Source organism: Dermacoccus sp. GAS27A (assembly GCF_044909235.1).
In the GTDB taxonomy this organism is placed as follows: domain Bacteria; phylum Actinomycetota; class Actinomycetes; order Actinomycetales; family Dermatophilaceae; genus Dermacoccus; species Dermacoccus nishinomiyaensis.
Genome location: NZ_JBIYDW010000003.1, coordinates 199227 through 211711, shown reverse-complemented (window position 1 = coordinate 211711; position 12485 = coordinate 199227). Strand labels below are relative to the sequence as shown.

Here is a 12485-nt window from a genome sequence, read left to right as displayed (position 1 = left end):
GGGGGAGGACGGGGGAGTTCCATGATCGACATCAGTGTGATCATTCCGTGCTACGACGCTAACGCCACGCTCGGGCTGCAGCTCGAGGCGCTGTCGCGTCAGCTCGATCCGCCGATCTTCGAGGTACTCGTCGTCGACAACCGTTCGTCGACGCCACCGGACGAGGTCGTCGAGCAGTTCACCGACCGCATCGCGAATCTGCGCGTCGTGCGGGCGACGGAGGCCCAGGGCATCTCGGTGGCCAGGAACGTCGGGGTGCGCGAGGCCGCCGCCGAACTGGCCGTCCTGTGCGACGCCGACGACGCCGCCGGTCCGACGTTCGTGCGCGCGGCGTACGAGGGGCTGACGCAGGCCGACTTCGTCACGGGCGCCGTGACGATGATCGACGCGGCCGAGTTCACCGAGGGCCTCGATCATGTCTGGGAGGTGCTCGGACCGGGCGCCGATCCATACGGGGCACTCGACTTCTCCGCGGTGGACCTCAACCCCGGCTACCCGATCATGATGGGCGGGGCCTGCGCCTTCAGCAAGGACGCCGTGCGGGCCCTCGACGGCTGGGATCAAGCCTTTTTCCCGGGTGTGGAGGACAACGACTTCGCGCTACGTCTCGTCGCGGCCGGCTACACCCTCGGCAAGAGCTGGGGGATGACCCTGGCCGAGCGGCGACGTGCCACGACCAGCGCCGCGTTCCGGCGGGCCTACGACGCCGGTCTCATGCACATGAAACTCTGCTCCGCGCACGACCTGTGGGCGACCTCGCCGCATCTGCATGCGCCGCGCTGGTACGTGGACATGGCGAAGCTCCCCGGCGCGGCCGCCCGCATGGCGCTGCGTCCCGCCGAGCAACGCGACCTGATCGGACTCGCGGCACGCGCCGGACTCCGAGCCGGCCAGGCGCGGGGATTCGTGCGCTACAAGGTGCGCCGCGAACCCATCGAGCGCCGCACGGGCATCGGGCTGACCTGACCGCCTGCCTTCATCAGTTCGCGTCCGGGAGGGTCGACACCAGCCAGAACACCTCGTGATCCGGCAGGTTCGCCGCCTCGAGCAGACGCCCGCGCTGATCGAGAACCGGCAGCTGCGAGGCGTAGTGACGCAGGTGGGCGTGCTTGCGCTCGACGTCGACGGGCACGGTGACGCGGGTCGCGCCCACGCCACTCGAACGCTCGAGCCGCGCCACCTCGTCGTCGCCGCGCGCGTGCCACAGGTAGGGCAGATCCTCGAACAGCACGAGCTGCACACCCGGGTGGCGGGCCGCGACACGCAACGTCAGATCGCGCAGCGCCAGGTGATCAGGGTTCGCTGCGAGACCGTCCTCACCCATCGTGCGGCGCCGCCGACGCAGATGCTCCTCGTGCAGGAGCCGCTGCGCCGCAGACCGCACACCGCCCTTGACGCTCGCCAGGAGGCCGGCAGAGCCGGGTACGGCAGAGGGGGCTTCAGCCGGCTCGCCCGCGGGCGCCTCGCGCTCGCGGAGCGGTTCGTCGTTCGACGGCGTCGCCGACAAGGCCGCGCCGCGCCGCGCCGCGACGGCGTTCTTGACGCGCTTCGCCGCGTCGAGGGCGGGCTGCCACACGGGCGGCGGCATGTGCAGCCCCGCACAGGCGGGGGTGATGACGACGCCGTCGGGATGCGCCGTCATCCACGCGTCGATCTCGGCCTCGATGCCGGGCAGTGCGGCGCGGTGCTGCTCACGCGTCGCATAGGCGCCTTCGAGAGCGTCGAGGTGACGGGTCCGGGCCGGCGTCCCGGCGAAGGCGCGTGCGTCCTCGTCCTTGCGAGCGGCGATCGTCGCGTCCGAATCCGCGAACCCGCAGCCGAGGTCCCAGGACGTCGTCTGAGGCGGTCGCGGCGCACCCGTGAAGACCGTCCACACCTCGCACGGGTGATCGAGCGCCACCGACGAGGCGCTGAGCATCGCATCATCCATGTGCGGTGACAGCAGCAGGATCTCGCGGGAGGACAGCAGCTCCGATAGCGTTGGCTTCTGGGCGAGGCTCGTCATGACGACCATCATCGCGCACGGAGGGTCAGCCGTGCGCACGTCGGCCGCAGCAGAGCGCGCCCATCGCGCCGACCCGGGGGAGAACGGGCCGCGCTCACGACGACGGAACGGAACCGACGATGAGTGTACGGGGCGCCGGCCTTCTGCCCGACCTCGAGCAGTGGCAGCAGTGGGAACGGGGTCGACGCCGTGTCATGAACACGGCTCGGGGCCTCAAGCACCGCGCACGGCCCGCCGCGCCTGAGCAGGCTGTGCTGCACCTGCCCGCGGACGAACCGCGCACGCTCGTCATCATCGAGAAGTTCACGCCGAGCTGCCGCCAGGCGATCGTCGCGCCCCTGCGTCACCTGTCGCCCCGCACGACGGCCGTGCTCACGCCCGCCGGCCACGACGTCGACGACGTCATGCCCGGGCTCACCCCGACGGCCCACACCGGCACGCAGCAGCTCGCGCCCTCGATCACCTCGGTGCTGTCGCTCGGGGCCTACCTCGGCCTGTCCGCGCCCGTCGAGGCGTGGGCCGCGCGTCGCGACGTGCCGTTCCACCTCGTCCAGCACGGCCTGCTGACGCCCGCCTCGCCCCCCGCGTCGCGGGGCGCGCACGTCCTCGCGTGGTCGGACGACGACGCCGAGTACTGGTGGGCCGGGCGCCTGGACGTCAGCGTCGACGTCGTCGGGTCGCAGATGCTGTGGGAGGTCAGCCGGATGCCCCGTGCCGAGGTGACGAACGAGCGGCCGGTCATGCTGGGGCAGCTTCACGGCACCGAACTGACGCGGGCGCAGGCCCTGCGCACGTATTGGTCGGCGTGTCGCGGCCAGGGGGGCGGCGGCATGGATTACCGCCCCCACCCCAACGAGAACGACGCCGTCTCACGCGCGCTGCACACCGTCATGCGACGTGGAGGCATCACGTTCGACTCGACGTCGAGCCCTCTTGCGGAGCTGGGACGCCCCGTCGTCTCCATCTTCTCGACGGGCACGCTCGAAGCCGCGATGCGTGGGCTGCCCGCCTGGGTGACGGCCACCGATCCGCCTGCGTGGGTGCGCGACTTCTGGCGCCGCTACCGCCTCGCGGAGTGGGGGAGCGAACCGACCCCGCCCTGGCCCATGCCCGACGAAGAACCCGCCGCCGCCCTCGCCCGCGCCGTCGAAGGAGCCTGACGATGACCGACGCGCGCTCGAACGGCGTTTCACCCCAGGAGGCCACGACCGGTCCGGTCCCGGCCCGCTCGCATCCGGCATCTGTCGGGGTGAGCAGGCCCCGCGTCGCCATCGCGCACGACTACATCACGCAGCGCGGAGGCGCCGAACGCGTCGTCCTCGCGATGTCGCGCGCCTTTCCGGAGGCGACGATTCACACGACGCTCTACAACCCCTCGACGACGTTCCCCGAGTTCGCGGACAAGAACATCGTCGTCTCCCCGCTCAACCGTATCGGGGTACTGCGCCGTCACCACCGGCTGGCGCTGCCGCTGCTCGCGTGGGCCTCGAACCGCATGACGATCGATGCCGACGTCGTCATCGCGAGCTCCAGCGGATGGGCGCACGGCTTCCCGACGTCGGGCAAGAAGTTCGTCTACTGCCACTCGCCCGCCCGCTGGCTCTACGCGAGCGACGACTATCTCGGCGCGGACGGCCGCCGCAGTCTCAAGGGCGCCGTGCTCGAGGTGCTCAAGCGCCCGCTGCTCGCCTGGGACGCGAAGGCCGCTGCGACCGCGGACGTCTACGTCGCCAACGCCAACGTCATCGCCGCGCGCATCAAGCGCGCGTACGGCTACGACGTCGCCGTCATGCCGCCGCCGTTCGGGGTCGACGAGGCGGGGGAACGCACGCCCATCGCCGCTGTCGCGCACTGGGGTGGGGCCCCCTACTTCCTCGTCGTCTCACGCCTCATGCCCTACAAGAACGTCGACGCCGTCATCGAAGCGATGCGTGGGCGCTCCGAGCGCTTGCTCGTGGTAGGCGCAGGGCCGATGGCTGAGCCTCTGCGGGCGAGCCGCCCCGACAACGTCGAGATCGTCTCCGACATCAGCGACGACGAGCTGCGCTGGGCCTACGCCCATGCTGCAGCCCTCGTCGCGGCGTCCTACGAGGACTTCGGCCTCACACCTCTCGAGGGCAATGCCTTCGGCAAACCCGTCGTCGCGTTGCGCGCCGGGGGGTACCTCGACACCGTCGTAGAGGGAGTCAACGGCGTGTTCATCGAACGGCCCGCTCCCGCCGACATCAACCGAGGAATGGACGCCGTGCGCTCCCAGCCGTGGGACCCGGACGCCATTCGTGCCCATGCCGAAGCGTTCGGCGAGCACAACTTCATCCGGAGGTTGACGGAGCTGGTCGAAGAGCGCTGAGCCGGCTCAGGCGTCGTCGTTCGCGCTGAACCGACGAGCACGGCGGCTCGGAGGCGCACCGTCGGAGTCTGACGTCGCAGGTGTGGCCTGGCGGGGGGCGCGCTCAACGTTCGCAGAGGCGCTCGGCGCCTGCGACGACTCTCCCCGCATCGGGTCGTGCCTCGTCGTGTCGAGAGGGACCCCGGCGTTGCCTCGGTCCACCTGGGGGCCCGCTGCGGGCGTCGATTCGGGTGCGTGAAGAGTGATGTCGGCGAGCTCGTGCGCCGGGGTCAGTGCGGACGCCTCGTCCGACTCGTCCGTGTGTCCGTATCCGTACCCGTAGCCGTATCCATAACCGGCTGTGGCGTAGTTGCCGGCGCCGTAGCCGTAGACCGTGGAACCCATGGATCGCGGCGGGGTCATGTTCAGGATCGAGCCGAAGTAGTGGGCTCCCACCTGATCCAGGATCTTGGTGCACAGAGCGATCTGCTCCTTGTGCGTGGTGCCGTGGTGGTAGACGACGGCCGCACCGCTGGCCGCCACCGACAGCAGACCGGCGTCCGTGACCGGGAGCAGTGGTGGCGCGTCGAGCACCACGAAGTACTCCTCCTCCAGGGCATCAATGACGGCACTCATCCGGCGCGAGCCCAGAAGTTCTGAGGGGTTCGGCGGGATGCGTCCGGACGTGATGATCGACAAGTTCTTGTGGTCGCCGGGCTGGATCGCCTGACGTAGCGAGGCCTGGCCCGTCAACACCTCCGTGAGACCCACGGCGTTGTCCACGTCGAATGTCTCGTGGATCACGGGGCGGCGGAGGTCGGTGTCCACGAGGACGACGTGCTGGCCGGCGGCAGCCAGCACGCGCGCCAGGTTGGACGCGACCGTGGACTTTCCCTCGCTCTGGACGGCCGAGGTGATCACGAGGGATCGGGGTGGCTGCTCAGCCGAGACATACCGCAGATTCGTCCGCAGCATTCGGAAGGCCTCAGACGTGCTGCCGAGCGCCCCCAGGCCTCCCCGACTCTTGGTCTGCAGGTTCTTGGCCTTCGGAATGACTCCCAGGGTGCCCACGCCGGTGACCTTCTCCAGGTCGCTGGTGTGACGAATGCGCGAGTCGAGCTGCTTGCGCAGCACGACCAGGACCGTCCCCGCGACCAGGCCCAGAAAGGCGCCGATGAGAAGGTTGACGGGCCACTTGGGTGACGTCTGCGACGCCGGCAGGCCCGCTCGTGAGAGGGGATAAGCGTCGTACACCGTCGACTTGGCGCCATTGAGGGTCTCGATGTGCTTGATCTCCTGCGAGAGAGCCGCGGGTGCCAGGTTGGCTGCTTGCTGCGCCTTGGCGGCTGAACTCGAGGATGCGGTCAGCGACAGATTCGAGGTGCCCTCAGATCCAGCGCCTGCGAGCACGAAGTCACCAGGCGAGAGGGCCCCCTTGGACAGGGCGACGACGCGGTCGGCGACACCCGATCCTGAGGCCAGCTGGGCGTACGCACCGGAACGCTGGTTGGCCAGTTGCTGGTTGACCATGGCGGCACTCGCATCATTGGAGGCGCCGGCCATGATCTGGGCCGTCGAGGTGGCCTGATACTCGACAGGCCTGGTCAGGGTGTAACCAGCGGCTACGACGATGCCGAGCAACATGCTGAGCAGCAGCAGTTTGAGGTTCGTCCGAATGATACGAACCAGGTCCAGAATGGTCACGGGTGCTCCTGTCGTCGCCCACGTTGTGCCCCCGTGGCGACGTATCACTGGTGAGAAGGGTCGGGGTCAGTCTAGGACGGCCGTCTGAATGCGGGTGCTTCAAGGCCCGGTTGCGTGTCTCACGTTTGCGCTCGAGGGGGTGGGGGTCACCCGTCGGCCTGATCGCCTGGGGTGTCATCACGCTTGGCCACGATGAGCTGGCCGACCTTGTCGCTCACGAGGCGTCGTGCCTCGACGTCGAGCTGAGCGTCGGTGACGAGCACGTCGACGCGTTCGAGGGGAGCGATGGTCGACAGCCCGACGACGCCCCACTTCGTGTGGTCGGCGACGACGATGACCTTGCGCGCCGCCGCGATGAGCAGCCGGTTCGTCTCCGCCTCGAGCAGGTTGGGCGTCGTCAGCCCCGCGTCGAGGTCGATGCCGTGGATGCCGAGAATGAGCGTGTCGACGTGGATGTCGGCGAGCATCCGGTTCGCGACGGGGCCGGCGAGGGCGTCGGACGGGGTGCGCACGCCGCCGGTGAGCACGATGTTCTGATCCTCGCGCACCGGGTCGTAGAGCAGCTCCGCGACACGGGGGGAGTTCGTCACGACCGTCAACCGCTTGACGGGACGCAGTTCGACGGCGACGGCGTAGGCCGTCGTCCCCGCGCTGACCGCGATCGTCTGGCCGTTGCCGATGAGGCTCGCGGCAGTACGGGCGATCTCCGACTTCTGCACGGGGTTCATCGCCGACTTCACCCAGAAGCCAGGCTCGTCGATGGGGTGATCCCCGACGGCCGTCGCCCCACCGTGCACCTTGAGCACGAGCCCCTTGCCGGCGAGGAACTCGATGTCACGACGGATCGTCATGTCGGAGACACCGAGCCGTTCGACGAGGTCGCTGACGCGCACCCCACCGTCGTCCTCGATGCCGCGCAGGATCGCTTCCTGACGCTGACGTGCGAGCATCCACCCTCCCGATGGTCCGGGGCGTAGCGCCCCGCTCGTGCTCGACCGCGGCTCGGAGCGTTCGGTCGATTCAACAGAAACCAACATAGACGCAAGTGCGAACCTGTGTGTCGATGCACGCCCCTCAGGCGGGCGCGAGCTCGCGCCGCAGCCGGCCGGCGTCACCCCTCGAGCCGCCGCGGCGTAGGGCACGTCGACGATCCGAACGCGCGCGGACGCGTCGGCGGTGTCAGAATGGGGCACATGTCCGACAACACCTCACCCCTCATCGCGGGCCAGACCCGCCCGCACATCCTGTCCGGCATGCAGCCGACGTCCGACTCGCTGCATCTCGGCAACTACCTCGGTGCGCAGATCAACTGGGTGAGGATGCAGGAGGGGTTCACGCCGTACTTCTGCGTCGTCGACCTGCACGCGCTCACCGTCAGCCCCGACCCGGCGCTCCTGCGTGAACGCTCCTACGCGACGGCTGCGCAATACCTCGCGGGCGGCGTCGACCCGGAACGCTCGGCCGTCTTCGTCCAGAGCCACGTGCGTGAGCACGCCGAACTGGCGTGGGTGCTCAACTGCATCACCGGTTTCGGCGAGGCCGGGCGCATGACGCAGTTCAAGGACAAGGCCGGCAAGCGCGGCAACGACAACACGAGCGTCGGGCTGTTCACCTACCCGATCCTCATGGCCGCGGACATCCTGCTCTACGACGCGCAGTACGTGCCGGTGGGGGAGGACCAGCGTCAGCACCTCGAGCTGACCCGCAACCTCGCGCAGCGCTTCAACTCCCGTTTCGGCGAGACGTTCGTCGTGCCCGAGCCGTACATCCCGGAGGGCACGGCGAGGGTGATGTCGCTGCAGGATCCGACGAAGAAGATGAGCAAGTCGGACGAGAACGCGAACGCCTCGATCAACATGCTCGACGAGACGAAGAAGAACACGAAGAAGATCAAGTCGGCCGTCACCGACCTCGACAACCTCGTCGCCTTCGACGTCGAGAACAAGCCCGGCATCGCGAACCTGCTCCGCATCCACGCGGCGGTCTCTGGTGAGCCCATCGAAGCGCTCGTCGAACGCTTCGCCGGCGAGAACAAGTACGGAGCGTTGAAGGTCGAGGTCGCCGAGGTCGTCGCCTCGGTGCAGGGCCCCTTCCGCGAGCGGTACCTGGAGTTCATGGGCGACCGCGGGGAGCTGGATCGGATCCTCGCCGACGGTGCCGCACGAGCCCGCGAGGTCGCGGCCCCGACGCTCGCCCGCGCCTACGACGCCGTCGGCCTGGTGCCGGCGGTGCGCTGAGGCCGTCGCGATGATGCGGACCGTGGGCGTCTCCATCGCCATCCCGGAGCCGTACTTCTCGCAACTGCGCGAGATGCGACGCGCCGCCGGCGATCCACTGGCGGATGCCGTCCCGCCACACGTGACGCTCATGCCGCCGACCGAGGTGGAGGATGTGTCACTCACGGCGTTCGCGGAGCATCTGCGTGATGTCGCGCGCGGCTTCGCGCCCTTCGAGATGATCCTGCGAGGAACCGGGACGTTCCGGCCGACCTCACCCGTCGTGTTCGTCCAACTGGCGCAGGGCGTCGACTCGTGCGAGCAGCTGGAGTCGGCCGTGCGAGCCGGCCCCGTGGGCCGCGAACTCGAGTTTCGCTACCACCCTCACGTGACCATCGCCCACCACGTCGACGACGCCGCACTGGAACGCGCTTTCGAGGCCGACAAGCGGTACGAAGCAGCCTTCACCGTGACGGAGTTCCACCTGTACCACCAGGAGCCGGACGGCGTGTGGTCTCCCGTCGAGGCGTTCCCGCTCCAGGGCTGAGACGCCTGCCACCACCCACTACCCTCCCAGCGTCCACTTAGGTAGCCCTATGGCGTGTGTGTTATGTCACGATTTGCGCACATTGGGAACACCCGGCCTCCGAGGCGTCGCCCGGACGGCGTAAAGTGCCCTGCGTGGCAACGAATACTCTCCCCGCGAAGCGGACTGGCAAGGCTGGGAGCACCCTCTTCCTGAAGACGCTGATGGCGGGCTCAGGACTCTTCTTTGTGCTCTTCGTTCTTGGGCATATGTACGGAAACCTCAAGCTCCTGTGGGGCGAAGAGACGTTCAACACGTACGCCCATCACCTGCGCACGATCGGCGAGCCCATGCTCCCGCATCGTGGGCTTCTCGACATCATCGAGGTTCTCCTCGTCCTCGCGCTGATCGCGCACGTCTACTCGGCGGTCAAGCTCTGGCAGCGCGCCGGCACGGCGCGCACGCAGCGCTATGCCGTGAAGAAGACGCAGCTCGGCTTCGGTGGGCACGCCAACAAGGCGATGCGTTGGGGCGGGCTGTTCCTGCTCCTGTTCGTCATCTTCCACCTCATCCAGTTCACCCTGCCCAAGGTGAACTTCAACGGTGACGACACGAACAACCCGTACTGGCTCGTCCACGACAGCTTCCGCCTGTGGTGGGTCGCCCTCATCTACATCGCGGCGATGATCGCCCTCGGCATGCACCTCATGCACGGCATCTGGAGCGCGGCGCAGACCCTCGGGTGGACCGGTTCGCCGGCGGCACGCAAGAAGGCCAAGCTCGTGGCGCACCTGACGGCCGTCGTCGTCGTCGTCGGCTTCCTCATCCCGCCGCTCGCCGTCCTCTTCCACCTCATCTGACAGGAGACAAGACACCATGAGTACTCCCATGGGTGAAACGGCGCAGGGCGGCTCCGGCGACACGCCGACCGCGACCCAGGAGAAGGGCGGGCGCAACGACGCCCACGCCTTCTTCACCGAGGGCGCGCCGATCAAGGACACCAAGGCTCCCGACGTCGACATCGCGCAGATGTGGACGCAGCACAAGTTCGACGACAAGCTCGTCAACCCCTCGAACCGTCGCAAGCTCGAGGTCATCATCGTCGGTACCGGCCTCGCCGGCGCCTCAGCCGCCGCGACGATGGGTGAGGCCGGGTACAACGTCAAGACGTTCTTCTACCAGGACTCGGCCCGTCGCGCGCACTCGATCGCCGCGCAGGGCGGTATCAACGCCGCGAAGAACTACAACGACGACGGTGACTCCACGTACCGCCTCTTCTACGACACGGTCAAGGGCGGCGACTACCGCAGCCGCGAGACCAACGTCTACCGCCTCGCCGAGGTCAGCACGAACATCATCGACCAGTGCGTCGCCCAGGGTGTTCCGTTCGCGCGTGAGTACGGCGGCTACCTCGACAACCGTTCGTTCGGTGGTGTGCAGGTCGCGCGTACGTTCTACGCCGCGGGTCAGACGGGCCAGCAGCTGCTCATCGGCGCCTACCAGGCGATGGAACGTCAGGTCGCGAAGGGCACCGTCAAGGAGTACAAGCGCCACGAGATGCTCGAGGTGATCATCAAGGACGGTCGTGCGCGCGGCATCATCACGCGTGACATGGTCACCGGCGCGATCGACACTCACCTCGCCGACGTCGTCGTCCTCGCGACGGGTGGCTACGGCAACGTGTTCTTCCTGTCGACGAACGCGATGGGCTGCAACGTCACCGCGACGTGGCGTGCGCACAAGAAGGGTGCCTACTTCGGCAACCCGTGCTACACGCAGATCCACCCGACCTGCATCCCCGTCTCCGGTGATCACCAGTCGAAGCTGACGCTGATGTCGGAGTCGCTGCGCAACGACGGCCGCATCTGGGTGCCGAAGAACGCAGCCGACTGCGACAAGGACCCGCGCGACATCCCGGAGGAGGCGCGCGACTACTACCTCGAGCGCATCTACCCGGCGTTCGGAAACCTCGTGCCGCGTGACATCGCGTCACGTCAGGCGAAGAACATGTGCGACGAGGGCCGTGGCGTCGGTCCGCTCGTCGACGAGGTCGACGAGAACGGCGAGAAGCGCCAGATGCGCCGCGGTGTCTACCTCGACTTCACCGCTGCGATGGAGCGCATGGGTGAGGCGGCCGTCAAGGAGAAGTACGGCAACCTCTTCGACATGTACGCCCGCATCACCGGTGAGGACCCGTACAAGACGCCGATGCGCATCTATCCGGCCGTGCACTACACGATGGGTGGCCTCTGGGTCGACTACGACCTGGAGACCTCGATCACGGGCCTGTACTGCACGGGTGAGGCGAACTTCTCCGACCACGGTGCCAACCGTCTCGGCGCCAGCTCGCTGATGCAGTGCCTCGCGGACGGCTATTTCGTCCTGCCGAACACGATTCGCAACTACCTCGCCGAGGGGCCGTTCGAGAAGGTCGACGAGAACGACCCGGCCGTCGTCGAGGCGCGCCGCTCGGTCGAGGAGCGCATCGAGAAGTTCTTGTCCATCAACGGAACTCGCACCGTCGACAGCTTCCACAAGGAGCTGGGACGCATCATGTGGGAGTACTGCGGCATGGAGCGTTCGGAGGCCGGCCTCACGAAGGCGATCGGTCTCATCCGCGAGCTCAAGAAGGAGTTCTGGAGCAACGTCCGGGTGCTCGGCGCGGCCGACACTCTCAACCAGTCGCTCGAGAAGGCCGGTCGTGTGGCCGACTTCATCGAGCTGGGCGAGCTCATGTGCATCGACGCGCTGCACCGCCGCGAATCCTGTGGTGGTCACTTCCGCGCGGAGAGCCAGACCGAGGACGGTGAGGCGCTGCGTCACGACGACGAGTTCGCGTACGTCGCTGCCTGGGAGTACGGCGAGGACGGGCTCGCGTCCGAGGATGCCGCCAACACGCCGGTCCTGCACAAGGAGGACCTCGTCTACAAGTTCATCGAACTGAAGCAGCGGAGTTACAAGTGAATCTCACACTCAAGATCTGGCGTCAGGACAACGCGGCCGCCGCTGGGCGTTTCGAGACCTACCCGGTCAAGGACATCAGTGAGGACATGTCGTTCCTCGAGATGCTCGACGTGCTCAACGAGCAGCTCCAGGCTGACGGTATCGAGCCGATCGCGTTCGACTCCGACTGCCGCGAGGGCATCTGTGGCATGTGCGGGCTCATGATCTCGGGCATGGCACATGGCCCCGAGGTCACGACGACGTGCCAGTTGCACATGCGCTCGTTCACGGACGGGGACGAGATCACCGTCGAGCCGTGGCGCGCCGACGCGTTCCCGGTCGTGCGTGACCTCGTCGTCGACCGCAGCGCGTTCGACCGCATCATCCAGTCCGGCGGTTACATCTCCGTCAACACGGGTGCTGCACCGGAGGCTCACAGCCAGCTCGTGCCGAAGCCTCAGGCAGACCGCGCGTTCGAGACGGCGAAGTGCATCGGCTGCGGCGCGTGCGTGGCCGCGTGCCCGAACGCCTCCGGCATGCTCTTCCTGGGCGCGAAGATCACGCACCTCGGTGAGCTGCCGCAGGGCCAGCCGGAGCGCGACGCCCGCGTCGTGTCCATGGTCAACACGCATGACCACGAAGGTTTCGGCGGTTGCACCAACATCGGTGAATGCGCCGCGGCCTGCCCGAAGGAGATCCCGCTCGACGTCATCAGCCAGCTGAACGCCGACTTCCGGACAGCCAGGTCACGTCACTGACGAT

At 67.9% G+C, this 12485-nt stretch carries 11 protein-coding genes; 8 read left to right on the top strand and 3 right to left on the bottom strand.

What is annotated here, in order from left to right; genetic code table 11:
• Nucleotides 1–21 precede the first annotated feature (21 nt).
• Nucleotides 22–966: a glycosyltransferase family 2 protein gene (locus ABH936_RS04610; RefSeq protein WP_074046107.1), complete on the top strand. Its 945-nt coding sequence runs from the start codon at nucleotides 22–24 to the stop codon at nucleotides 964–966.
• A 13-nt stretch (nucleotides 967–979) separates the two neighbouring features.
• On the opposite strand, the gene ABH936_RS04605 is transcribed toward ABH936_RS04610, so the two are convergent.
• Complete coding sequence (locus ABH936_RS04605; protein ID WP_147286946.1) at nucleotides 980–2005, bottom strand: hypothetical protein; 1026 nt, start codon at nucleotides 2003–2005, stop codon at nucleotides 980–982.
• A gap of 119 nt (nucleotides 2006–2124) precedes the next feature.
• Here ABH936_RS04605 and ABH936_RS04600 point away from each other — a divergent pair, with 119 nt between their 5' ends.
• Both ABH936_RS04600 and ABH936_RS04595 read left to right on the top strand, forming a co-directional pair.
• Complete coding sequence (locus ABH936_RS04600) at nucleotides 2125–3165, top strand: prephenate dehydrogenase (RefSeq protein ID WP_115297277.1); 1041 nt, start codon at nucleotides 2125–2127, stop codon at nucleotides 3163–3165.
• Between the two features lie 2 nt (nucleotides 3166–3167).
• Nucleotides 3168–4355, top strand: coding sequence for a glycosyltransferase (locus ABH936_RS04595; RefSeq protein WP_404602711.1), 1188 nt, complete (start codon nucleotides 3168–3170; stop codon nucleotides 4353–4355).
• Nucleotides 4356–4361: 6 nt separating this feature from the next.
• On the opposite strand, the gene ABH936_RS04590 is transcribed toward ABH936_RS04595, so the two are convergent.
• Together ABH936_RS04590 and ABH936_RS04585 are read right to left on the bottom strand one after the other, a co-directional pair.
• Nucleotides 4362–6038: a polysaccharide biosynthesis tyrosine autokinase gene (locus ABH936_RS04590; protein ID WP_404602710.1), complete on the bottom strand. Its 1677-nt coding sequence runs from the start codon at nucleotides 6036–6038 to the stop codon at nucleotides 4362–4364.
• 146 nt (nucleotides 6039–6184) lie between these two features.
• Nucleotides 6185–6988, bottom strand: a complete 804-nt coding sequence (locus ABH936_RS04585) for a DeoR/GlpR family DNA-binding transcription regulator (RefSeq protein ID WP_136788730.1) — start codon at nucleotides 6986–6988, stop codon at nucleotides 6185–6187.
• Between the two features lie 243 nt (nucleotides 6989–7231).
• Here ABH936_RS04585 and trpS point away from each other — a divergent pair, with 243 nt between their 5' ends.
• The 5 genes from trpS (at nucleotide 7232) to ABH936_RS04560 (ending at nucleotide 12481) form a co-directional block, all read left to right on the top strand.
• On the top strand, nucleotides 7232–8275 hold the full coding sequence (gene trpS / locus ABH936_RS04580) for a tryptophan--tRNA ligase (RefSeq protein ID WP_404602709.1): 1044 nt from the start codon (nucleotides 7232–7234) through the stop codon (nucleotides 8273–8275).
• 13 nt (nucleotides 8276–8288) lie between these two features.
• Nucleotides 8289–8801: a 2'-5' RNA ligase family protein gene (locus tag ABH936_RS04575; RefSeq protein ID WP_404602765.1), complete on the top strand. Its 513-nt coding sequence runs from the start codon at nucleotides 8289–8291 to the stop codon at nucleotides 8799–8801.
• A 125-nt stretch (nucleotides 8802–8926) separates the two neighbouring features.
• Complete coding sequence (locus ABH936_RS04570; RefSeq protein ID WP_404602708.1) at nucleotides 8927–9640, top strand: succinate dehydrogenase cytochrome b subunit; 714 nt, start codon at nucleotides 8927–8929, stop codon at nucleotides 9638–9640.
• 169 nt (nucleotides 9641–9809) lie between these two features.
• Complete coding sequence (locus ABH936_RS04565) at nucleotides 9810–11744, top strand: fumarate reductase/succinate dehydrogenase flavoprotein subunit (protein ID WP_231729529.1); 1935 nt, start codon at nucleotides 9810–9812, stop codon at nucleotides 11742–11744.
• Nucleotides 11741–12481 carry a succinate dehydrogenase/fumarate reductase iron-sulfur subunit gene (locus tag ABH936_RS04560; protein WP_038569034.1) on the top strand — a complete coding sequence of 247 codons (741 nt, stop codon included), beginning with the start codon at nucleotides 11741–11743 and terminating at the stop codon, nucleotides 12479–12481. Before ABH936_RS04565 ends, ABH936_RS04560 begins: the two co-directional genes overlap by 4 nt.
• Nucleotides 12482–12485 lie beyond the last annotated feature (4 nt).

What these genes read in the sequence shown, in the direction of transcription:
- ABH936_RS04595 (WP_404602711.1), top strand. Translation starts at nt 3,168, where the DNA reads ATGACCGACGCGCGCTCGAACGGCGTTTCACCCCAGGAGGCCACGACC.
- ABH936_RS04565 (WP_231729529.1), top strand. Translation starts at nt 9,810, where the DNA reads ATGTGGACGCAGCACAAGTTCGACGACAAGCTCGTCAACCCCTCGAAC.
- ABH936_RS04610 (WP_074046107.1), top strand. Translation starts at nt 22, where the DNA reads ATGATCGACATCAGTGTGATCATTCCGTGCTACGACGCTAACGCCACG.
- ABH936_RS04600 (WP_115297277.1), top strand. Translation starts at nt 2,125, where the DNA reads ATGAGTGTACGGGGCGCCGGCCTTCTGCCCGACCTCGAGCAGTGGCAG.
- ABH936_RS04605 (WP_147286946.1), bottom strand. Translation starts at nt 2,005, where the DNA reads ATGACGAGCCTCGCCCAGAAGCCAACGCTATCGGAGCTGCTGTCCTCC.
- trpS (WP_404602709.1), top strand. Translation starts at nt 7,232, where the DNA reads ATGTCCGACAACACCTCACCCCTCATCGCGGGCCAGACCCGCCCGCAC.
- ABH936_RS04575 (WP_404602765.1), top strand. Translation starts at nt 8,289, where the DNA reads ATGCGGACCGTGGGCGTCTCCATCGCCATCCCGGAGCCGTACTTCTCG.
- ABH936_RS04585 (WP_136788730.1), bottom strand. Translation starts at nt 6,988, where the DNA reads ATGCTCGCACGTCAGCGTCAGGAAGCGATCCTGCGCGGCATCGAGGAC.